This window comes from Streptomyces krungchingensis (genome assembly GCF_054729265.1).
On the sequence record NZ_JBPUKY010000001.1, the window covers coordinates 6,573,278 to 6,593,289 of the forward strand.

Here is a 20,012-nt window from a genome sequence, read left to right on the forward strand (position 1 = left end):
GGGGGCGGCGCGTTCATCAACCTCCGGGACTACGCGTTCCCGGACCCGAGGTCGCACGGCTTCAGGCATCCAAAGCTCCTCGCAGCGCGCGCCGCCGACGAGCTCGTTCACGGCCGGGACCACCAGCGCTTCCGCGAATGCCTGCTTATCGCCCGCTCGGCCGGATCACCCTTCTCGTCGCGGCCGGCGTCCGAGTGCCCGGGCGGCCGTCGTCGGGCTGAGCGGCGCGGGGGCGGGGCTCCGGCACCACGGCGGCTCCGTGCGGCGTCCCTGAACGGGTTACGCTCGCGACCCCGACGTCTGTTGGACGTCGCCGACCGTCGCGTGGAGCAGCGTGCCGTCCTTCGTCCACCGGATCACCAAGTACGACCCCGCCGACCGTGACGAGCACGGCAGCTATTCGGGCAGCGAGGACACGGTCAGCGATCACGGGCCGGTGGAGGCAGCCTATTTGGAAGCTGTCGCCGCCTTCGCCTCGGCCACTGGGGTCGACCGCCTGGCCGTGCGCGAGCCGGCGACAGCCGGCCTCGTCCGGTTCGGCCGGGAGCCGGCGGTCGACGGCCACGGCCCGGCCGGGATCTTCCCGTTTGATCTCAGCGAGTTCCACGACGGAGCGGAGATCTCCCTCCGCGCCGGTCTGGAACTGGTCCGGGCCATGCTCCGCGACCACGGCGTCTGGTGCCGCCTGGAGGTCGAGGGCGTGTTCGCCGTGCACGTCGGCTGGGACCAGTACGTCTATGTCGGCAGCGACCGGCCCTGTGAGGGTGCCGTCGCCCGGACGCGGGCGCTGGGGCTCTTCCCGGAACGCCTGGAGGTCTCGCCCTACGACGCGGAGTTCGACGAGCCCGGTGCGCAGCGGCCCGCCGACGACGAGTTCTGGGCGCGTCTGAGCTGGTTCGTCGCCGGGCGGCAAGCCGTCCTGCTGGAGGAGGAGTTCGTCGACGGGGCCTCCCGCTGGCACCGCCTGGACGCGGGCAGGCTGGACGGAGTCCGCGCGGGGCTCGCGCCCCGGGCCCGGCTGACCGTCTGGCCGGACCTCTCCGCAGACATCGATGCCGTCCTCGCCACGCTCCCCCAGGACGGTCCGGCGGAGGTCGTGTGGGAGGACCGCGACGGGGTGATCACCGGTGCGATCGTCGACGAGACCGAGCACGGGACACTGGCCGCGCGGATGGCGGACGCTCGGGCCGCCGCCGTGCTGCCCCTCGACGCCGACGCACGTCACCCCCTGTTCACCGCGGTACTGACTGACCGCGACGGTGTGCTGAGGGCCCGGTGGCGGACGGGGCAGACCCCGAGCGACCGGGACTGGGCCTTCCTGAAGACCCTCCGGCGCGGCCAGACCGTCACGGGTGTGGTCACGCGGATCGCCTCGTTCGGTGTGACGTTCGTGGACATCGGTGGTTTCACCGCAATGATCAACTTGCCGGAGCTGTCCCGGAGACACATCGCCCACCCGTCGGACGTGGTCACCGTCGGACAGGAGATCTCGGCGAAGATCCTCGACGTCGACATGGTGAGAGAGCGTGTGTCGTTGTCGCTGAGCGCGCTGGCGGACGACACGACGGGCTGCGGTGGAGCCTGATCGGCGACGGTGGCCTCGTCCGCTCGGCGCGCCTCCGGAGCACCCGTCGACGCCGTGGTCCGGTCGCTCGTCGATCCCGACGGCGTCCGGCTCGGCGGCTGCGGGACCGCTCAGGTGAGGGGAGCCCTCGGTCACGGCGGCGTGGCGCGGCGTCGGCGGGCAGAGCCATCGGTGTCAGTGCGGGAGTGTCGCCGGGCTGCCGCCGTTCGCCTCGTATCCCGCCACCGCGAGCGCGCGGTATATCGCGTAGTCCGAGGCCGGGTCGGCGGTGAGGGTCCAGGGCAGCGCGCCCACGTGGCCGTCCACGTGCACGAGCTGGTCCATGGCCTCGGCCCAGCGCTCGCTGCGGACCAGGAAGAAGATCAGGAGGTGGCGGACGTGGGCCAGCATCGGGTCGTCGGGGCGGGCGGCGTGCACCGCGAACAGCGCGCCGTGCACCGCCTTCGTCACGACCTCGCTCTGATAGAAGCTGCGGACCAGGTTCACCTCGGGGAGGTGCTCGAAGACCGCGAAGAGCGGCATCGCGGCGAGGAGCGAGCCCTGCGGGGCGCGCGCCGCGGCGGCCTCCGCGAACGAGTAGGCCACGTCCCGCGAGCCGTGCCACTTCTCGCACCAGTAGTGCAGGGCCGCCAGATGCGCCCCCATGTGGGAGGGCGCGCGGTCCAGGATCTTCAGCCAGAGCTGTTCGAACTCGGGCTGGGGGTAGGACAGTCCGCGGGCCACGGACAGCTCGACGATGTACGGCACCGGGTCGCCGGGGGCGAGCAGCGCGGCCTCGGCGCAGGCGGACTTCGCCTCCTCCATGATGATCCGGAACTCGTCGGTCCCGGGCGTCGAGGTGCGCCACGCCTGCTGCACCAGGAACTCCGCGTGCACCGCGGCGCCGCCCGCGTCCTTCGGGGCCTCGGCCCGCCACACGCGCAGCCACTGCCCGCCGGGCGTCTCGCTCACCCCGCCGGGGCGCTGCTGGAGCTCCAGGGACGCGGCGCCCGCGAAGGCCTGCACCCGCTGCCACCGGCGCTCCCCGTCGCTCTCGGTGCCCGCGAGGAGCTGCGAGGCGGCGCGGTAGTCCTGGGTGCGCTGCACGAGGTCGAGCACCTGCAGCAGGTCGCGGTCCGGGCCGGGCATGCGGATGTCCAGCTCCTCCTGCCGCAGGAATCCGTAGTCCGCCGGGTCCGCGGCGTCCGGGTCGCCGGGCGCGACCTGCTGAATTCCGGCACTCCTGCGCCTCAGCACCGGCAGCAGGACCAGGCTGAACATGGCCAGCGCCATCAGGACCCAGAGAATCTCCATGTCACAAGCGAACCAGACGGGTCCGACAATTGGCCAACCCGGTCCGGTATTGCTCCGGCCGGCCGGTCGGCGAGCAGGCTCCGGCCGGCCGACGGACAGGCTCAGGTCGGCCGACGGGCAGGCTCCGGGCCCGGCCCGCCCGCCCTCGTCCGGCCCCGGCCGACCGGTCCGCCCCCGGCCGACCGGTCCGGCCCCGCCGCACGTGTGTCCGACCCTGGCCGCCCCGGTCCCGCACGGTCCGGCCCCGGCCCCGGCCCCGGTCCGGATCCGCCCGGACCGACCCGGGCCGTCGCGTCAGGGGCGTGCGACGCCATCGGGCGCCCGGGCGCACTACGCTCGGGACCCATGAGCGACAGGCACATCAGTCAGCATTTCGAGACCCTCGCGATCCACGCGGGCAACACCGCCGATCCCCTCACCGGCGCGGTCGTCCCGCCGATCTACCAGGTCTCGACCTACAAGCAGGACGGCGTCGGCGGGCTGCGCGGCGGTTACGAGTACAGCCGCAGCGCCAACCCCACCAGGACCGCACTGGAAGAGAACCTCGCTGCCCTGGAGGGCGGCCGTCGCGGCCTCGCGTTCGCGTCCGGACTGGCGGCCGAGGACTGCCTGTTGCGTACGCTGCTCAGCCCCGGCGACCACGTGGTCATCCCGAACGACGCGTACGGCGGCACCTTCCGCCTCTTCGCGAAGGTCGTCTCCCGATGGGGCGTCGAGTGGTCCGTGGCCGACACGAGCGACCCCGACTCGGTGCGCGCCGCCCTCACCCCGAAGACGAAGGCCGTCTGGGTCGAGACGCCCTCCAACCCGCTGCTCGGCATCACCGACATCGCGGCGGTCGCCCAGATCGCGCGCGAGGCGGGCGCCCGGCTCGTCGTCGACAACACCTTCGCCACCCCCTACCTCCAGCAGCCGCTGGCGCTGGGCGCGGACGTCGTCGTGCACTCCCTGACCAAGTACATGGGCGGGCACTCGGACGTGGTCGGGGGTGCCCTGATCACGGGTGACCAGGAGCTCGGCGAGGAGCTGGCATACCACCAGAACGCGATGGGCGCGGTGGCCGGCCCCTTCGACTCCTGGCTCGTGCTGCGCGGGACCAAGACGCTGTCCGTGCGCATGGACCGGCACAGCGAGAACGCGGGCAAGATCGCCGAGATGCTCACCCGGCACCCGCGCGTGACCCGCGTCCTGTACCCGGGCCTGCCGGAGCACCCCGGTCACGAGATCGCCGCCAAGCAGATGAAGGCCTTCGGCGGCATGGTCTCCTTCCAGGTCGACGGCGGCGAGGAGGCGGCCGTCGAGGTCTGCAACCGCGCCAAGGTGTTCACGCTGGGCGAGTCCCTCGGCGGCGTCGAGTCCCTGATCGAGCACCCGGGACGCATGACGCACGCGTCGGCGGCCGGTTCGGCGCTGGAGGTCCCCGCCGACCTCGTACGCCTCTCCGTGGGCATCGAGAACGTCGACGACCTGCTCCAGGACCTTCAGCAGGCCCTCGGGCAGTAGCCGTTCACCAGCCGGTCAGCGGTGGGGTCGTCTGTGACGGCGGCTCCACCCACGGGCGGGCCGTCGCCGCCCACACGGTGAAGGCGACGGCCGCGGCGAACAGCACCAGCCACATCAGGCGCCGGGCCGCCCTCCTGCGGCGCAGCATGCGGCTCCCGCGGCGGACGACGTCGGCGTGCAGGTCGGGCGGCACCGTGGGCGGCGCCTGCTCCAGCATCCGCCGTACGGCCGCCTCACGCTCGTGCAGGTTCATGACGGCGCCACCTCCACGACGGCCGGTGCCGGGCCCCGCGGCGGGTGCAGCAGCGTCGCCATCGAGCGGGCGCAGATCGTCCGCACCCGTTCCACCGGCAGCCCGAGCAGGGCCGCCGTCTGTTCCTCGGCGACCCCCTCGTACAGCCGCAGCACCAGGATCAGCCGCTGCTGGGGCGTGAGCCGGGCCAGCACGTGGTCGGGGGAGGGGCGCGGTCGGCCGAAGCTCCCGTACTGGTGCCAGGCCGAACGCGCGAAGCGGACGGCCAGCTGCTGGCGGGCGCAGTCGTACGGGTCCTCGCCGCGCAGCCGGTCCCAGGAGGCGTACGTGTGGGCGAGGGCCAGCACCAGCAGGCGTCGCGCGCGCGGGTTGGCGTTGCGGGGTTCGGCCGTGAGCAGCGTGGCGGCATGCAGCAGCCGCCCTGCCGCGCCCGCGACGAACGCCTCGAACTCCCGGGCTCGGCGGGCGCCTTGGGACGCCTGCCGTTCTCGCACCATGCCTCCCGCCTGAGAGCGCCCCCGTGGGGACGGGGTCCCGGCCGGGTACGGCATGCCGCACCGCGTACGAGGAGGACCCGGTCTCATATGAGGCCAGGCGCCGCCTTCCGGTCAAGAGCCCGGGGCACACCCACGCGAGCGCGGGCACACCCGGCCCGCGTCGGACACCCCCTCCCGGGGGGCCGTCCTCCGGGCGGGCCGGCACGCGCGTGCGGCGGCGGCGCTCCGGGCCTCCGACACGGTGAAGTGCGCCCGCGGAGGTCAGGAAGTCGGCTGGGACTCGGCGACGGGCCCGCCCTGGGCCGCCTGACGTGCGGAGAGGGCGCCATTGAAGCGCGTGAGGAGCGTGCAGAAGGCCTCACGCTCCTCCGGCGCCCAGTCGTGGGTCAGCTCGGCCATCAACTGACGCCGGGAGGAGCGCACTTCGTCGAGCCGGGCCTGCCCGCGCGGCGACAGCTGGAGCACCACCGCGCGCCCGTCCTCGGGGTGCGAGGTCCGCTTCACGAGCCCGGTGTCGACGAGCGGGGCCACCTGCCGGGTGACCGTCGAGGAGTCGATGCCCATGCTCGCGGCGAGCGCCTTGACGCCCATCGGGCCTTCCTTGTCGAGGCGGTTGAGCAGCAGGTACGCGGCGCGGTCCATGGAGTTGCGCACCTGCCCCACCCCGCCGAGCCGGGTCTGTTCGGCACGGCGCGCGAACACCGCGACCTCGTGCTGCAGCGTGTCGAGAAGACCGGTGTCACCGACGGTCGTCATGTCCATCGACATTTCAGGTGTTGTGGGCATGGCCGGGGGCTCAATTCATGCGTGGGAGGCTGGGTTGGGGGACAGGGTACGCGGCCGGGAGGCGGGTCGTACCGGCGCTGCGCAAACCAGTCTCGCAGCGTGGTCAAGCAGGGAGCGGACCCGCGTGAACTGCGAGACTGGTGGTCATGAGCTACAGCACGGCTGACTCCTTTCCCAGCGTGACTCTCGACGACGTCCGTGGCGCGCAGAAGATGCTGACGGGCGTGGCGCGGATGACCGCGATGGAGGGCAGCAGGTACCTCACCCAGCTGGTCGGCGCTCCGGTCCACTTCAAGTGCGAGAACCTTCAGCGGACCGGTTCGTTCAAGCTGCGCGGCGCCTACGTGCGGATCGCCGGGCTGCTGCCGGAGGAGCGCGCGGCGGGCGTGGTCGCGGCGAGCGCCGGCAACCACGCGCAGGGCGTCGCGCTGGCCTCCGCGCTGCTCGGCGTGCGCGCCACGGTGTTCATGCCGACGGGTGCCCCGCTGCCGAAGGTCGCGGCGACCCGCGACTACGGGGCCGACGTGCGGCTGCACGGCCAGGTGGTGGACGAGACGCTCGCCGCCGCTCAGGCGTACGCGGCGGAGACGGGTGCCGTCTTCATCCACCCCTTCGACCACCCGGACGTCATCGCGGGCCAGGGCACGGTCGGGCTGGAGATCCTGGAGCAGTGCCCGGAGGTGCGCACGATCGTCGTCGGCATGGGCGGCGGAGGGCTGGCCGCGGGCGTCGCGCTCGCCGTGAAGACGATCCGCCCGGACGTGCGGATCGTGGGTGTGCAGGCCGAGGGCGCCGCCGCGTACCCGCCTTCGCTGGCGGCGGGGCGCCCGCTGTCGATCGACAACCCGGCGACGATGGCCGACGGCATCAAGGTCGGCCGGCCCGGCGACGTGCCGTTCCGGATCGTCGACGAACTGGTGGACGAGGTCCGCACGGTCTCCGAGAACAATCTGTCGAGCGCGCTCCTGCTGTGCCTGGAGCGCGCCAAGCTGGTCGTGGAGCCGGCCGGCGCGAGCCCGGTCGCCGCGCTGCTGCGGGATCCGCGCAGCTTCGAGGGCCCGGTGGTGGCCCTGCTGTCGGGCGGGAACGTGGACCCGCTGCTGATCCAGCGCATCCTGCGGCACGGCATGGCGGCGAGCGGCCGCTACCTCGCGGTCACCTTGCGGCTGACCGACCGTCCCGGGGCTCTCGCCACACTTCTCGGGGTGTTGTCAGTGGCGGACGCTAACGTCCTCGATGTGAGCCACGTACGGACCGACCCACGGCTCGGGCTCACGGAGGTGGAGGTCGAGCTGCACCTGGAGACGAAGGGGCCCGAGCACTGCGCCGAGGTGAATCTGGCGCTGCGCGAGGCGGGGTACACCGTCATCGACTGAGCCCGGCGAGGCATCGGCCGAGGTCAGGGCCACTGTTCGTCCCACTGTCGGTCCCGGATGGAAAAATCTGTTGAGTGACGCGATACATCGCGTTACGGTGTGCCCCTTGCCGTATGCCCGGCCCGCGGACGAAGACCCCGCCAGCCGGGCGTGCCGTACAGGGCAAAAGTAAGACATTTCCATGAAAATCCCCAACGACGTGGAGAAACTCACATGCCAGGCGCCATCTATGCCGAAGGCCTGGTGAAGACCTTCGGTGACGTAAGGGCTCTGGACGGCGTCGATCTCGATGTCCCGGAGGGCACCGTCCTGGGCCTGCTCGGTCCGAACGGCGCGGGCAAGACCACCGCGGTCCGCTGCCTGACGACCCTGCTGCGCCCCGACAGCGGCAAGGCGGTCGTCGCGGGCGTGGACGTGCTCAAGAACCCCGACGCGGTCCGCCGCAGGGTCGGCCTCTCCGGGCAGTTCGCCGCGGTCGACGAATATCTGACCGGCCGCGAGAACCTCCAGATGGTCGGCCAGCTCTACCAGATGAAGGCGAAGGCGGCGAAGGTCCGTGCCGAGGAGCTGCTGGAGCAGTTCAACCTCAGCGAGGCCGCCGACCGCACCGCCAAGACGTACTCGGGCGGCATGCGCCGCCGGCTCGACCTGGCGGCCGCCCTGGTCGTCTCGCCGCCGGTGATGTTCATGGACGAGCCGACGACCGGCCTCGACCCGCGCAACCGCCAGCAGCTGTGGGACGTCATCAAGCAGCTGGTCTCCGGGGGCACGACGCTGCTGCTCACCACCCAGTACCTCGAAGAGGCCGACCACCTCGCGCACGACATCTGCGTGGTCGACCACGGCCGCGTCATCGCCCGTGGCACCGCCGACCAGCTCAAGGCGCAGACCGGCGGCGAGCGGGTCGAGGTCGTCGTGCACGACCGCGAGCACATGGCGACCGCCTCCGAGGTGCTGCGCGGCTTCGGCAAGGGCGAGACCACGGTCGAGGAGCACACCCGCAAGCTCACCGTGCCCGTCACCGGCGGCGCGAAGCTCCTCGCGGAAGTCATCCGCGAGCTGGACACCCGCGGCATCGAGATCGACGACATCGGCCTGCGCCGCCCCACCCTCGACGACGTCTTCCTCTCCCTCACGGGCCATGTGGCCGAGGCGAAGGACGAGGACAACCCAGCGGTGGACGGCACGGGCCGTCAGCGCAAGAAGGAGACCGGCAAGTGAGTGCCGTCAGTGACGCCGTGCAGCTCACGGCACCCTCGAACCCGGTCAGCCAGTCCGTGCGCGACTCGCTGGTCGTCGCCAAGCGCAACCTGATCAGGATGTCCCGGATCCCGGAGATGGTGATCTTCGGGCTGATCCAGCCGATCATGTTCGTGGTGCTGTTCAGCTACGTCTTCGGCGGCTCCATGCAGATCGGCGGCAGCACCAGCCCCACCGACTACCGCAACTTCCTGATGGCCGGCATCTTCGCGCAGACCGTCACCTTCGCCACCGCGGGCGCCGGCGCGGGCATCGCCGACGACATGCACAAGGGCCTGATCGACCGCTTCCGCTCGCTGCCCATGGCGCGCGGAGCGGTGCTGACCGGGCGCACGCTCGCCGACCTCGTCCAGACCGCGCTGACCCTGCTGGTCCTCGCGGTGGTCGCCCTCCTGGTCGGCTGGCGCGTCGGCTCCGACGGCGACACCAACGTCTTCAAGGTGCTGGGCGCCTTCGGCCTCCTGCTCCTGCTGGGGTACGCGTTCACCTGGATCGGCGCGCTCATCGGCCTGTCCGTGCGCACCCCCGAGGCGGCCACCTCCGGCGGACTGATCTGGCTCTTCCCGGTCACGTTCATCTCGAACGCGTTCGTGGACTCCAGCAACATGACGCCCTGGCTGCGCCACATCGCCGACTGGAACCCGTTCAGCGCCACCGTCCAGGCCTGCCGGGTGCTCTTCGCCAACCCGGGGCAGTCCACGTCGGAAGCCTGGCCCATGCAGCACTCGGTCTGGGCCTCGGTGATCTACTCGGTCCTGATCATCGTGCTCTTCCGGACCCTGGCGGTGCGCAAGTACCGGTCCGCCACCGCGTGACACGACATGACGATGCCCCCGGCCGTGCTTGCCGGGGGCATCGTCGTAGTCGTCGGTCCCGGGCTCAGCCCTGGTACGGCTCGGCCTTGAGGATCTTCACCGAGGCGAGCTTGCCGTTCGGCAGCTCGTACTGGGCGTCCTCGCCGACCTTCTTGCCGTTCACACCGGAGCCCAGCGGGGACTGCGGGGAGTAGGTCTCGATGTCGGAGCTCGCGTACTCGCGCGAAGCCAGCAGGAAGACCAGGGTGTCGTCCTCGTCGCCGTCGAAGGCGATGGTGACGACCATGCCCGGTGCGACCACACCGTCCGCCGCGGGAGCCTCGCCGACCTTGGCGTTCTCCAGGAGCTGGGTCAGCTGGCGCACACGGAGCTCCTGCTTGCCCTGCTCCTCCTTGGCCGCGTGGTACCCGCCGTTCTCGCGCAGGTCGCCCTCCTCGCGCGCGGCCGCGATCTTGGCGGCGATCTCCGTGCGCGCAGGACCAGACAGGTACTCCAGCTCGGCCTTGAGCTGGTTGTACGCCTCCTGGGTCAGCCAGGTGACGTTCTCGCTGGTCTGGGTCACAGGTGCTCCTCGTAGGTACTGGGAATACAAAGCATCGCCCTACCCAGAAGAATGTTCCTTCACGGGTGGGCGAAACCACGAGCCTAACAATTCAGTGGCTCGAAAGGGAGGACATAACGCATCAGAATTACGTCAATGCAGGTCAGCGGGTATGTGCTGGTAGGAGCTGCGGGTGATGCCCGCCGGGTGGTCCCGCCGCCTGCCGGTCCGCTCAGTCCGCGTGACAGCCGAGCAGCTCCGCCGTGGTGCCACGGGCCGTCGTACGCAGGGTAACCACCTTGTCGACGCGTGACGAGCTCTGGTCGAAGCGGAAGTCCGCCCGGCCCACCTCCCCGCCGTCCTCGGACTGCGAGCGCAGCGTGCAGTAGCCGTGGGCGTCCGCGTCCTTGCGCACTTCCAGGTGCACCTCGACGGCGCTGTCCGAGACCGCCTTGAAGGTGATCACTTCCGCGCTGATCTTGCTGCCGCCGACGTAGTAGGACGCGAACCAGCCGATCAGGGCCAGCAGGGCGACGCCCAGAACACCACCGATGATCTTGAGTTTCCGGTCGGCACGCTCGTCCGCGGAGCGGCCGTAGCGGCCCTCGGGCAGCTGGGTGCTCGCCGTACTCATGATCGTCCTCTCGGCAGGGCCGGGACCAGGGTCCTGGAAGGGGGCCCGTAGACAGGGCCCTGGAATTATTGCTCCCCCGATTCCGTCACTATAGAAGCCGCCCGAGGCGCTCTCTCACGCCGGGCGCCGACCGCTGAACCACCATTGAGGCGACAGCCGACCGACCGAGGATTGAGTCTTGACTGACCAGCTGCGACTGATGGCCGTCCACGCCCACCCCGACGACGAGTCGAGCAAGGGCGCGGCGACCATGGCGAAGTACGTGTCCGAGGGGGTGGACGTGCTGGTCGTGACCTGCACGGGCGGCGAGCGCGGCTCCATCCTCAATCCGAAGCTCCAGGGCGACAAGTACATCGAGGAGCACATCCACGAGGTACGCAAGAAGGAGATGGACGAGGCCCGCGAGATCCTCGGCATCAAGCAGGAATGGCTCGGCTTCGTCGACTCGGGCCTTCCCGAGGGCGACCCGCTGCCGCCCCTTCCCGAGGGCTGTTTCGCCCTGGAGGACGTGGACAAGGCGGCCGGTGAGCTGGTCAAGCAGATCCGCGCCTTCCGCCCGCAGGTGATCACCACCTACGACGAGAACGGCGGCTACCCGCACCCCGACCACATCATGACCCACAAGATCTCGATGGTGGCGTTCGAGGGTGCGGCCGACACCGAGAAGTACCCGGAATCCGAGTACGGCCCGGGTTTCCAGCCGCAGAAGCTGTACTACAACCAGGGCTTCAACCGCCCGCGCACCGAGGCGCTGCACCGCGCCATGCTGGACCGCGGCCTGGACTCCCCGTACGGGGAGTGGCTGAAGCGCTGGAGCGAGTTCGAGCGCAAGGAGCGCACGCTGACCACGCACATCCCGTGCGCCGAGTTCTTCGAGATCCGTGACAAGGCGCTCATCGCGCACGCCACGCAGATCGACCCCGACGGCGGCTGGTTCAAGGTCCCGATGGAGCTCCAGAAGGAGGTCTGGCCGACCGAGGAGTACGAGCTCGCCAAGTCTCTCGTCGACACCTCCCTCCCCGAGGACGACCTCTTCGCGGGCATCCGCGACAATGCCTGACATGAGCGCAAGCCAGGCACTGACGCACCTCGTCCCCCTCGCCAAGGAGGTCGACGAGAACAAGGTCACCCCCGGCGTCCTCGGCTTCATCGTCTTCGCGGTGATGGCCCTGGCCGTGTGGGGGCTGATGAAGTCCATGAACCGCCACATGGGCAAGGTCACCTTCGAGGAGGACCCGGAGAAGGACACGGCGGCCCCCGGCAAGGGCGCCGCCGGCTCCGGCGGGAAGGCCTCCCCGGCGAAGGGCTGAGCCGGACCTCGCGCCGAGCGGGGCTCAGCGCGAATGGTCCGCCAGGGACAGCAGCAGGTGCGCGGACTCCGGCCGCAGGTGGTCGGAGTGCGCGCCCGCCGGGCCGTTGCCCCGGGTGAACACGGCACTGGCGTCGACGCTGACGAACCGGTGGTCGAGGACGCCGTGCGGATACGGCTCCTCGACGCCCCGCATGGCGAGGGCGGACACCGGCGCGGGCGCCGTGCCGATGCCGGCGTACCCGATGCCCGCGCGTTTCTCCGCGCGCAGATGCCAGAAGCCGGTGGCACGGTCGTGCTGCGAGTACGTCGCCACGACCGGACCGTGCAGCGGCGCCCCGGCGAGCGCCCGGAAGGTCGAGGCGAACGCGTCGCGGGGGCTCGCCATCTGCAGCAGCAGCATCGAGTCGACCGTGAACGGGCGGCCCGACGGCTTCGGAGTGCTCCAGCCGAGTGTGGCCCCCGGCGGCCCGTCCGCCGCCCACTGCACGGCCTCGCACAGGAAGCGGCAGCCGAAGGAGTGCCCGACGAGGTGCAGGTACTGCCCGTCGCGGTTCGCCAGCACGGGAGCGGCGGCCGGATCCGCCCGATGGCGGTCCAGATAGCCCAGCAGCTGTCCGATGACCCGCGCGGCATGTCCACCGGTGGACATGGCGTGTGCCCGGTCCCGGATACGGCGGTAGCCGCCGAGCGACGGCAGGGAACGGGACGGCCAGCGGACCAGGACCGGCCAGGGAACGAACGGCCGTCCCGGACGGGCGAGTCGGGGATAGAGCCCGCGACGCCCCTCGTACTGCCGGGACACCAGGCCGAGGAGGTCGCGGACGGCGTCCAGCGCCGCGTCCCGGGAGGTCTGCCAGCCGTGCACGTACACGACGATGTCGGTGGCCCAGGGCGCCGGCGTGAGGTGCTGGGCGACATACGCGTCGAGGTGCGCGGCGGGCACCGGGCGTGGGCCCGACCGGGTGGGGCGCAGCGGCCACCCGGACTCGTCGAGGTCGAAGGTGCGGATGTCGGGGGCGCGGAACCCGGCCGCGGTGGCGTTCATTCGGTGATCCGCTCCAGTCTGCTGTCCATGCCGCAGTGCAGGGTGTAGGCGAAGCCCAGCGGATTGCTCCAGGTGTCGGCGAAGTGCCGGGCCAGCCCGTGGGCGATCTCGCCGGCGGTCTCCCGGCCGCCCAGATAGCGGGTGACGAACGCGTACGCGTACTCGGCGGCGAACATCTGCGGCATCTCGATCTGCGGCCCCAGCACACCGCCCGCGCCCGCCTCGATGAGGGCGCCCCCCAGGTGGACCAGCTCGGCGGAGCCCGGCAGCCCCGCGTAGCAGGCGTTCAGCAGCACCAGGGGCCGGTAGGGGAGCAGTGGGTCCTCGGAGGTGCGCCGTGCTCTGACGCTGCGGGCGTCGATGTCCTTGCGGTCGCTCAACTGCACGACGAGCAGCGGAGCGCTGTCGTCGGCGGTGTGCCGGAAGTGTCCGTGGCACCAGAAGTACATCAGCTGCTCGTCCAGGGCGCCCGAGCTGAAGGCGTCCAGCAGTTCCTTGCGCAGGGTGCGTTCGACGGCGACGGTGTTCGTCGCGAGGGCGGTCTCGACGTCGGCGGCCCGGGTGCGGCCTTCCGGGTCGATGCCCTTGTCGTGGTTCAGGCTCACCACCGGTACGGGCGGCGGCGGTGCGGACTCGTCGTCGGCGATGGACGGGTAGTAGCTGCCGGTCTGTTCGATCTGGTGCCGGTAGCCGAGGAAGCGCCGGAAGACGTCGTCCGGGCCGTAGGCCGGATCCTCCGGCAGGCAGAGCATCGGCCAGGGCAGGAACAGGTCGGAGTCGACACGGATCCGCAGCGTGCGGTCGCTGCTCAGCACCCGGGTCAGGACGTCACGGAAGCGCCGGGTGCCCGCGCCGCCGTCGCCCAGGAGCTCGCCGTACAGCAGGTAGGCGCCCTGCCGGGCCAGCTCGTCGAGGATCTCGCGGTGCTCCTCCTCGGGTTCCGCCGTGAGATCCGCGCACGTGGCGTACGGCAGCAGTGGACGGTCCATGACGGGGATGCCGTGCTCGTCCACCGGCTGGAAGTCGACCAGTTCCCGCTTCCACAGCTCCCGCAGGCCCGCCGCCGCCGCGGTCACCGCCGCGGGCCGCACACTCAGCCTCAGTGCGTGCTCGGTCGGGGACGGTGGGACCGCCGGCCCGTACATCCGGGCCCGGATGTGGTCGTCGGCGTACGCGTCGAGGGCGAGGACCAGATCCGGGTGGCGGACGGAGGCGGCGGGCTGCCGGGTGAAGCCGTGACTCGGGTCCTGGACGACCTCGGTGGGAAGTTCGCCGGGCATGGGGCTCAGGCCCTCCACACGGGTTCGGCGGCCGTCGCACGCCGCGCCTCTTCGGGAACCGCCGTGCGCGGGGCCGGGCCGATCGTCCACACGTCGATCTCCGTCTCGACCTGCTGCAGGACGGTTCCGGTGGCCTGGTCGGTGATCGTGAAGCGGATGCGGTGGCGACCGGGCAGACGCGGGACGAAGCGGAACTCCGCCCCCTCGGTGCTGATGGCGTGCAGGGGCTCGACCTCGGCGAGGGTGAGCGGGACGGCGCGGGCGGTGAGTGCGGGGCGCTGGTCCGTGGACCACGGGTGCCGGGCGCCGGAGACGATCTCCAGGGCGATGCGGGTGGGGGTGCCGTCCAGCAGAGTCACCCGCACGCGGGATCTGGACGCCTCCGGATCGTGGGCGTCGGCGCGGGGCTCGGGCTGGGTGTAGCGGGCGGCGCGGGGAATGCGGAGATTGCCGTTCGGGGCCCATTCCACCGCGTCCAGGAGGTCGGCGGGGTAGCGGGCGGCCAGCTCGTAGGACGGCTCGGAGCCCGTCGCCGACTCGGCGAGCTCGACCCAGGCCTCGCCCGCCTCGTCGCCGACGAGACCGAACCAGTGACGGATGTCGCCCGCCCAGCGGTGTTGCGGGAACCGGCGTGCGGGGTCGTGGAGGGCACGCTCCAGCAGGGTCCAGGCCGTGCCGTGCACACAGTCCGTGACCTCGAAGAGCCGGAGGGCCTCGTCGAACAGCGGATCCGCCTCGCTCCGCCCGTCGGCCGTGCCGCTCGTACGGCCCAGGGCCAGCGCGTGGTGGTGCAGTGCCCAGGCCTCGCCGAGCCGGTCGCCGACCTCTCGGAAGCGGTTCGTCACCGCCGGGAACTCGTGCTCCCACAGGAAACCCGGCGCGTCCGTCATCGCCAGGATCCACCACAGGTGCGCCCAGACCGCGCCGCGCGGGTCGCCTTCCACCTCGTGCAGAAGCCGTGCGTCGTAGAGCCCTTCGATGTCGGCGGTGCCCAATTGCAGCGACAGCCGCCCGAGTTCGGTCGCCGCCCAGGCCACACCCCGTGACTCGCCGTGGGTGTGGAACTCCTCCCTCGCGCTGTGCAGGAGCTTCTCCGCGTCCTCGACCTCGCCGCGCAGCAGACACAGCCGCCCGTACTGGAACACCGTCCACGCCTCGCCGCGTCGGTCGCCCCTGACCTGATGAGCCTCCACGGCGCGGCGGAGCAGCGGCCCGACGGCGCGCAGATCCCCCCGGTCGCAGAGGACCGCGGCGCGGGTGAGGAGGACCCATGGGTCGGCACCGCGGCCGGACGGGAGGGCGGAGAGGTGGGCGTCGGCATCGCGGAGCCGGCCCATGTGGTGGGCGGTGACGGCCTGTTCGAGGACACCCTCGTCGTCGGCCGGGCGTCCGGCAGGGAGAGCCGGCACCCGTTCCGGCTGCCCGGATTCCCGGGCGGCGACGGCCAGGTGCGCATCCGGCGTCACCCGCCCCGTCCTGACCCAGAGGAGCTGCCGCAGGACCAGCACCTCGGCGAGGCGGCCGTGCCGGGCCAGATGATGGGCCAGGGAGTCGGCGAAGACGTCCGGGACGGCCGGACGGCCGACCAGGTCGACGACGGCGGCCGGATGGCCGCCGTACGCGGCGGGGTTCGCCTCGGCGGCTGCGGCGAGAGCCCGTTCGGCATCGGCCGACCGGTCGCGCAGTTCGGCGTCGCTCCAGTTCCGGTCGACCAGCGAACGGATCACGGGAGGCAGCCGGAGAACGCCCTCCCCGGCCGGCTGGAGCAGTTCGTACCGGCACAGTTCGTGGACCGCCCCGGGCCGTTGCGCCAGCGTGTCCAGCAGTTCCGCCGGAAACTCCTCGGTGTCGAGGGCGGACAGGGTTTCGAGCAGCTTCCGTGCCTCGTCGGCCATCCACGCCGGGGCCGGCAGCCGCACGGGCGTGGGAGGACGCCCGCTGCTCACCGCGACCGCCACCTGGGCCCCCACGATCCGGGCCAGCAGGGGAAGGCCCCGCGTGGCCTCCACCAGCCCGTCGAGGGACTCTCCCGCGGAGGTGAGGGCGGGGTGCCCGGCCGCCTCGCCGACGAGGGTCGCCGAGTCGGTCCGGTCCAGCGGTCGCAGGTGACAGAGAGCGACGGGCGCGCCCTGCGGCGGCCGGGCGTCCGTCGAGCCCATCAGGAGGACCGACGACGTCCGTGAGAAGGCGCTGACCAGGTCGGCCAGCAGGTCGTTCGCCGCGGAGTCCGTGGGGACTCCGTCCACGACGACGACGGCGGGATACGCGAGGAACAGCTGCCGGCAGATGTGCACGACGGTGTCCGGGACCGTCGCCGGAGCCTGCCCGACCAGGTCGCCGAGGGCCCGCGCACCGGCCTCGCCGCACGCGCCCAGCAGCCGCAGCAGCGTGACGTCGGACCGGAGCCCGAAGTCCGCGGCCCGCACGCGGAACACCGGAAGCCCCCGCTCCTCGGCGAGTTGCCGCGCGAGCACGCCGAGAAAGGCGGACTTGCCCATGCCGGGCTCGCCGGTCACCACCAGCGGGCAGCCACCCGCCAACTGCTCTCGCGCACCGGCCAGTTCCCGCGCGCGCCCGACCAGCTCCACCGGATCCCCCTCCTCCACGAACGCCACGACCGCCCTACCGGGCCGACGGCACCGGCACCCCCATCACGTCCCGGGCGTGGCGGCCCGGGACCAGGCCCAGACGCCAGGCCTGCCAGCCGGCGTCCAGGTCGACCCCGCGCTCCAGCAGCAGCCGGTACGCCTCGATGCAGTCGTCCAGCTTTCCGTCGCGGGAGGTGTGGCCGGCGCGGGACAGCTGGGCGAGCTCCTCCTCGGCGACGGCGGCGCCCACCTCGTAGCCCCCGGGGGCCGCGTACGGGAGCAGGGTGCAGCGCAGGAAGCGGGCCCAGTCCCCGCCCCGCCGGTCGCCGTACGAGGTGAAGAGGTCCACCGCCTCGTCGCACAGGGTCAGGGCCTGCTGCGTGCGCGCGTTCCCCGCGTCGACGACCGCGAGCTCCAGGCAGGTCCACGCCTCGCCGTGGGCGACACCGATGCGCTGGAAGTCGGCGCGCGCGTCGACGAGGAGCTGGCGGGCGAAGCCGGAGTTGCGCAGGGAGCCGGTCTGGGCGGCGCGCTGGTCGCGGGTGACCCGGGCCGAGTGGTGCCGGGCGCACGCGAGGCCGTACACGTCCCGCATGCGGGAGAACATCGTCCGGGAGCGCTCCAGCTCGCGGACCGCCTGGTTCAGGTTGCCGGTCTCCTCCAGGGCCTGGCCGAGGTAGTAGACGGTCCAGGCCTCGCCGCGCGCGTCCTCGTTCTCGCGGTGGCGGGACGCGGCCTGGCGCAGACCGTCGACCGCGGAGGACGGGTCGCCCTCGACGAGCCGGGCGCGGGCCAGCTGGGTGAGGGCCCAGGCCTCGCCGCGGGGGTCGCGGGTGCGGCCGTACAGGTCCAGGGCCTCGCGCAGCTCGCGGTCGGCGCGCGGTACGTCGCCCATGCGCAGGCCGAGCTGGCCGAGGTGGAAGTGGGTCCACGCCTCGCCGTGCACGGATTCGCTCTCGCGGTGCAGGACGAGGGCCTGGGTCAGCAGGTCGAGCGCCTGGGCGAGCCGGGACCGGTCCCGTTCCACCGCGGCGAGCGCGTGCATCGTCCAGGCCCGGTCGGCCGCCAGGCCGGGGGAGGCCTGGAGATCCATCGCCTCCTGGAGCTTGGCCGCCGCCTCGGTGAGGTTGCCCTGGTGGTGCAGGGTGATGCCGAGGGAGCACAGTGCCCGGGCCGCGCCCGCGTCGTGGTGCGCCTCGAAGTAGAGGTCCACGACGGAGGCCAGGGTGGTGCGCGCCTTGTCCAGTTCGCCCAGCTGGCGGGCAGCGATGCCGGTGCGCCACTGGACCGAGCGGACCAGCAGTCCCTGGTCGACGGCCTGGGTCAGCTCGCTGATCTCGCCCAGACGGTAGAGGTCGCCGCGCAGCAGGCAGTAGTCGCACAGGGCGCCGAGCAGATTGAGCACCGCCGCCTGGTTGACGCCCTCGGCGTGCCGCAGCGCCGCCGTGATGAAGCTCGACTCGTCGTCCAGCCAGCGCAGCGCCGCGTCGAGCGAGGTGAAGCCGTGCGGGCCGAACTGGTCCGCACGGGTGGACGTCTTGCCGTCGACGAGGCGGATCACCGAGTCGGCGAGTTCCGCGTAGTTCACGATCAGGCGTTCCTGGGCCGCCGTGCGCTCGGAGGGCTCCTCCTCGTCCATCAGCCGGGCCGCGGCGAAGGAGCGGACCAGGTCGTGCAGGCGGTACCGGCTGCCGCGCACATGGTCGATCAGCCCCGCCTGCGAGAGCGCGGTGAGATGGCGGGTCGCCTCCGGTTCGTCCGTCGCCAGCAGGGAGGCAGCCGCGGCGGCGCCCAGGGAGGCGCGGCCCGCCAGGGCCAGCCGGCGCAGCAGCCGGCGGGCCATGTCCGACTGGTCGGTGTAGCGCAGCCACAGCACCCGCTCGACGGGCTCCACCGGGCCGTACGCCTCCAGGTCGGTGGCCAGCCGGCGCGGGGTGCGCGGGCCGAGGCAGGAGCCCGCGATGCGCAGGGCGAGCGGCAGCCCGCCGCACAACTCCCGTACCCGGTCGCTGGATTCGGCGTCGTACGGGCCAGAGGCGTCCTGGGCCGCCGCGTTCAGCAGTTCCTCGCCGCCGGCCGCGTCCAGTGCCTCGACGGGGAGCTGGTGCACCCAGGCGGTGAGGTCGGCGGACAGGTCGAGCGGTTTGCGGGAGGTGACCAGGACCAGGCTGTCGGAGCGCTCGGGGATCAGGGTGCGCACCTGTCCGGCGTCGCTGGCGTCGTCCAGCACGATCGTCACGGGCAGGTCCGTCAGATGCTGGTGGTAGAGCTCGCTCAGCCGCCTGACCTGCTGGTCCTGTGAGGCGCGTTCGCGGAAGAGGAGCTGCTCGCGGGGCGCGCCGAGCCGGTTGAGGAGATGCAGCAGGGCGTCCCGGGTGGTCAGCGGCGGGTCGTCCGGGCTGTCGCCCCGCAGGTCCACCACGCACGCGCCGCGGAACTGGTCCCTGAGGTCGTGCGCCGCCCGGACGGCGAGGGTGCTGCGGCCGGAGCCGGGCGCTCCGTGCAGCACCACGACCGTCGGCCGGGTCTCGGTGCTCGCGCGTGCCGCTTGCACCCACTGGGCGATCCGCGACAGCTCCGTCCGCCGGCCGGCGAACGGGCCCTCCGGCTTGGGCAGTTGGCCGAAGGACTGCTCCAGGACATTGCGTCGCCGGGCGGCCGCGCTTTTGTCGGTGCGGCGCAGCTGGGGCGCCCCCTGCTTGGCGCCCGTGGAGGCGCTGAGCACGCGCTGCTGGTCGAGGAAGGGGCGGATGCCCCGGACCTCCAGGGCGGTCAGCCACTGCAGGCGCAGCTGTTCGGCACCGCCGGGCTGCCCGAGCGCCCCGGCCCGGCGGCTGGCGGCCGGCACGTGCGAGGCGGTCACCTTGAGCACGGTGGCCGCGGCTCCCGCCACGGCGACGGTGGCGCCCGCGCCGACCGCCGTGCCCGCGCCCGTGCCGAACGCGAGGTCCGCGACGACGGCGGCTGCCGCCGCCACCGCCGTGACCAGCAAGGACGTGCCGGCGCGCTCCCGTGCGTAGCGCTGCCCGAACGTCAGCTGTCCCGCCTCGGCCTCGTCGAGTGCGCGTGTGTACGCTCCGTACTCCTCGGTGGCCGTCTGTCCCATCGCGTCGAGGGCGGCCCGTGCCCGCGACAGCAGCACGCCCCCGTCGACGCGCCCGCCCGACCGCCGCACCTCCTCCTCGACGGCCCGGGCCAACAGCCGCTCGGCCTCCGCCCGATGGCTGTCCCGCATGTCACGTCC

At 72.3% G+C, this 20,012-nt stretch carries 17 protein-coding genes; 7 read left to right on the top strand and 10 right to left on the bottom strand.

From position 1 onward, the window contains the following. Positions 1-334: 334 nt before the first annotated feature. Positions 335-1,585: a S1 RNA-binding domain-containing protein gene (locus ACSYGO_RS29015; RefSeq protein ID WP_460388196.1), complete on the top strand. Its 1,251-nt coding sequence runs from the start codon at positions 335-337 to the stop codon at positions 1,583-1,585. 174 nt (positions 1,586-1,759) lie between these two features. Here ACSYGO_RS29015 and ACSYGO_RS29020 read toward each other — a convergent pair whose 3' ends face one another. Next, the gene (locus ACSYGO_RS29020) at positions 1,760-2,878 is read right to left on the bottom strand and encodes a hypothetical protein (protein WP_460388197.1); all 1,119 of its coding nucleotides are present in this window, start codon (positions 2,876-2,878) and stop codon (positions 1,760-1,762) included. 345 nt (positions 2,879-3,223) lie between these two features. Here ACSYGO_RS29020 and ACSYGO_RS29025 point away from each other — a divergent pair, with 345 nt between their 5' ends. Further along, positions 3,224-4,381: a cystathionine gamma-synthase gene (locus ACSYGO_RS29025; RefSeq protein ID WP_426677270.1), complete on the top strand. Its 1,158-nt coding sequence runs from the start codon at positions 3,224-3,226 to the stop codon at positions 4,379-4,381. A gap of 4 nt (positions 4,382-4,385) precedes the next feature. Here the strand turns inward: ACSYGO_RS29025 and ACSYGO_RS29030 are convergent, their stop codons facing one another. The 3 genes from ACSYGO_RS29030 to ACSYGO_RS29040 all read right to left on the bottom strand — a co-directional run bounded on the left by ACSYGO_RS29030 (position 4,386) and on the right by ACSYGO_RS29040 (position 5,899). Further along, positions 4,386-4,634 carry a hypothetical protein gene (locus ACSYGO_RS29030; RefSeq protein ID WP_426677269.1) on the bottom strand — a complete coding sequence of 83 codons (249 nt, stop codon included), beginning with the start codon at positions 4,632-4,634 and terminating at the stop codon, positions 4,386-4,388. Further along, positions 4,631-5,128, bottom strand: a complete 498-nt coding sequence (locus tag ACSYGO_RS29035) for a sigma factor-like helix-turn-helix DNA-binding protein (RefSeq protein WP_426677490.1) — start codon at positions 5,126-5,128, stop codon at positions 4,631-4,633. Before ACSYGO_RS29035 ends, ACSYGO_RS29030 begins: the two co-directional genes overlap by 4 nt. Before the next feature lie 264 nt (positions 5,129-5,392). After that, positions 5,393-5,899 (bottom strand): MarR family winged helix-turn-helix transcriptional regulator, encoded by a 507-nt coding sequence (locus tag ACSYGO_RS29040; protein ID WP_179332545.1) that lies wholly within the window; start codon positions 5,897-5,899, stop codon positions 5,393-5,395. Positions 5,900-6,063: 164 nt separating this feature from the next. Here ACSYGO_RS29040 and ilvA point away from each other — a divergent pair, with 164 nt between their 5' ends. From ilvA to ACSYGO_RS29055, 3 genes are all read left to right on the top strand, one after another. Next, positions 6,064-7,293 carry a threonine ammonia-lyase gene (gene ilvA / locus ACSYGO_RS29045; RefSeq protein WP_426677268.1) on the top strand — a complete coding sequence of 410 codons (1,230 nt, stop codon included), beginning with the start codon at positions 6,064-6,066 and terminating at the stop codon, positions 7,291-7,293. A 213-nt stretch (positions 7,294-7,506) separates the two neighbouring features. Continuing rightward, the gene (locus ACSYGO_RS29050; RefSeq protein WP_426677267.1) at positions 7,507-8,514 is read left to right on the top strand and encodes an ATP-binding cassette domain-containing protein; all 1,008 of its coding nucleotides are present in this window, start codon (positions 7,507-7,509) and stop codon (positions 8,512-8,514) included. Then, the gene (locus ACSYGO_RS29055; protein ID WP_426677266.1) at positions 8,511-9,368 is read left to right on the top strand and encodes an ABC transporter permease; all 858 of its coding nucleotides are present in this window, start codon (positions 8,511-8,513) and stop codon (positions 9,366-9,368) included. The genes ACSYGO_RS29050 and ACSYGO_RS29055 overlap by 4 nt, the downstream gene beginning before the upstream one ends. A 64-nt stretch (positions 9,369-9,432) precedes the next feature. Here ACSYGO_RS29055 and greA read toward each other — a convergent pair whose 3' ends face one another. Next, on the bottom strand, positions 9,433-9,930 hold the full coding sequence (gene greA / locus ACSYGO_RS29060) for a transcription elongation factor GreA (RefSeq protein ID WP_028803024.1): 498 nt from the start codon (positions 9,928-9,930) through the stop codon (positions 9,433-9,435). A 211-nt stretch (positions 9,931-10,141) separates the two neighbouring features. Then, positions 10,142-10,543 (bottom strand): DUF4307 domain-containing protein, encoded by a 402-nt coding sequence (locus ACSYGO_RS29065; protein WP_426677265.1) that lies wholly within the window; start codon positions 10,541-10,543, stop codon positions 10,142-10,144. Positions 10,544-10,742: 199 nt separating this feature from the next. Here ACSYGO_RS29065 and mca point away from each other — a divergent pair, with 199 nt between their 5' ends. Beyond that, a complete protein-coding gene (mca, locus tag ACSYGO_RS29070) occupies positions 10,743-11,603 on the top strand; it encodes a mycothiol conjugate amidase Mca (RefSeq protein ID WP_426677489.1) in 861 nt (286 codons plus the stop codon). Beyond that, positions 11,596-11,853 (top strand): hypothetical protein, encoded by a 258-nt coding sequence (locus ACSYGO_RS29075; RefSeq protein ID WP_426677264.1) that lies wholly within the window; start codon positions 11,596-11,598, stop codon positions 11,851-11,853. Before mca ends, ACSYGO_RS29075 begins: the two co-directional genes overlap by 8 nt. Positions 11,854-11,877: 24 nt before the next feature. Here ACSYGO_RS29075 and ACSYGO_RS29080 read toward each other — a convergent pair whose 3' ends face one another. Genes ACSYGO_RS29080 through ACSYGO_RS29095 form a run of 4 tightly spaced genes read right to left on the bottom strand, consistent with a single transcriptional unit; the run spans position 11,878 to position 20,003 of the window. Further along, entirely contained in the window at positions 11,878-12,900 is a 1,023-nt protein-coding gene (locus ACSYGO_RS29080) for a hypothetical protein (RefSeq protein WP_460388200.1), read from the bottom strand. Continuing rightward, on the bottom strand, positions 12,897-14,180 hold the full coding sequence (locus ACSYGO_RS29085) for a CHAT domain-containing protein (RefSeq protein ID WP_432173797.1): 1,284 nt from the start codon (positions 14,178-14,180) through the stop codon (positions 12,897-12,899). Before ACSYGO_RS29085 ends, ACSYGO_RS29080 begins: the two co-directional genes overlap by 4 nt. Before the next feature lie 5 nt (positions 14,181-14,185). After that, complete coding sequence (locus tag ACSYGO_RS29090) at positions 14,186-16,795, bottom strand: hypothetical protein (protein WP_432173798.1); 2,610 nt, start codon at positions 16,793-16,795, stop codon at positions 14,186-14,188. Positions 16,796-16,802: 7 nt separating this feature from the next. Further along, positions 16,803-20,003 carry a tetratricopeptide repeat protein gene (locus ACSYGO_RS29095; protein WP_460388203.1) on the bottom strand — a complete coding sequence of 1,067 codons (3,201 nt, stop codon included), beginning with the start codon at positions 20,001-20,003 and terminating at the stop codon, positions 16,803-16,805. Positions 20,004-20,012: the final 9 nt, after the last annotated feature.

Coding starts and splice junctions, on each gene's coding strand:
- ilvA (WP_426677268.1), top strand. CDS start 6,064: ATGAGCTACAGCACGGCTGACTCCTTTCCCAGCGTGACTCTCGACGAC.
- ACSYGO_RS29080 (WP_460388200.1), bottom strand. CDS start 12,900: ATGAACGCCACCGCGGCCGGGTTCCGCGCCCCCGACATCCGCACCTTC.
- ACSYGO_RS29075 (WP_426677264.1), top strand. CDS start 11,596: ATGCCTGACATGAGCGCAAGCCAGGCACTGACGCACCTCGTCCCCCTC.
- ACSYGO_RS29065 (WP_426677265.1), bottom strand. CDS start 10,543: ATGAGTACGGCGAGCACCCAGCTGCCCGAGGGCCGCTACGGCCGCTCC.
- mca (WP_426677489.1), top strand. CDS start 10,743: ATGGCCGTCCACGCCCACCCCGACGACGAGTCGAGCAAGGGCGCGGCG.
- ACSYGO_RS29040 (WP_179332545.1), bottom strand. CDS start 5,899: ATGTCGATGGACATGACGACCGTCGGTGACACCGGTCTTCTCGACACG.
- ACSYGO_RS29050 (WP_426677267.1), top strand. CDS start 7,507: ATGCCAGGCGCCATCTATGCCGAAGGCCTGGTGAAGACCTTCGGTGAC.
- ACSYGO_RS29095 (WP_460388203.1), bottom strand. CDS start 20,003: ATGCGGGACAGCCATCGGGCGGAGGCCGAGCGGCTGTTGGCCCGGGCC.
- ACSYGO_RS29085 (WP_432173797.1), bottom strand. CDS start 14,180: ATGCCCGGCGAACTTCCCACCGAGGTCGTCCAGGACCCGAGTCACGGC.
- ACSYGO_RS29020 (WP_460388197.1), bottom strand. CDS start 2,878: ATGGAGATTCTCTGGGTCCTGATGGCGCTGGCCATGTTCAGCCTGGTC.
- ACSYGO_RS29025 (WP_426677270.1), top strand. CDS start 3,224: ATGAGCGACAGGCACATCAGTCAGCATTTCGAGACCCTCGCGATCCAC.
- ACSYGO_RS29030 (WP_426677269.1), bottom strand. CDS start 4,634: ATGAACCTGCACGAGCGTGAGGCGGCCGTACGGCGGATGCTGGAGCAG.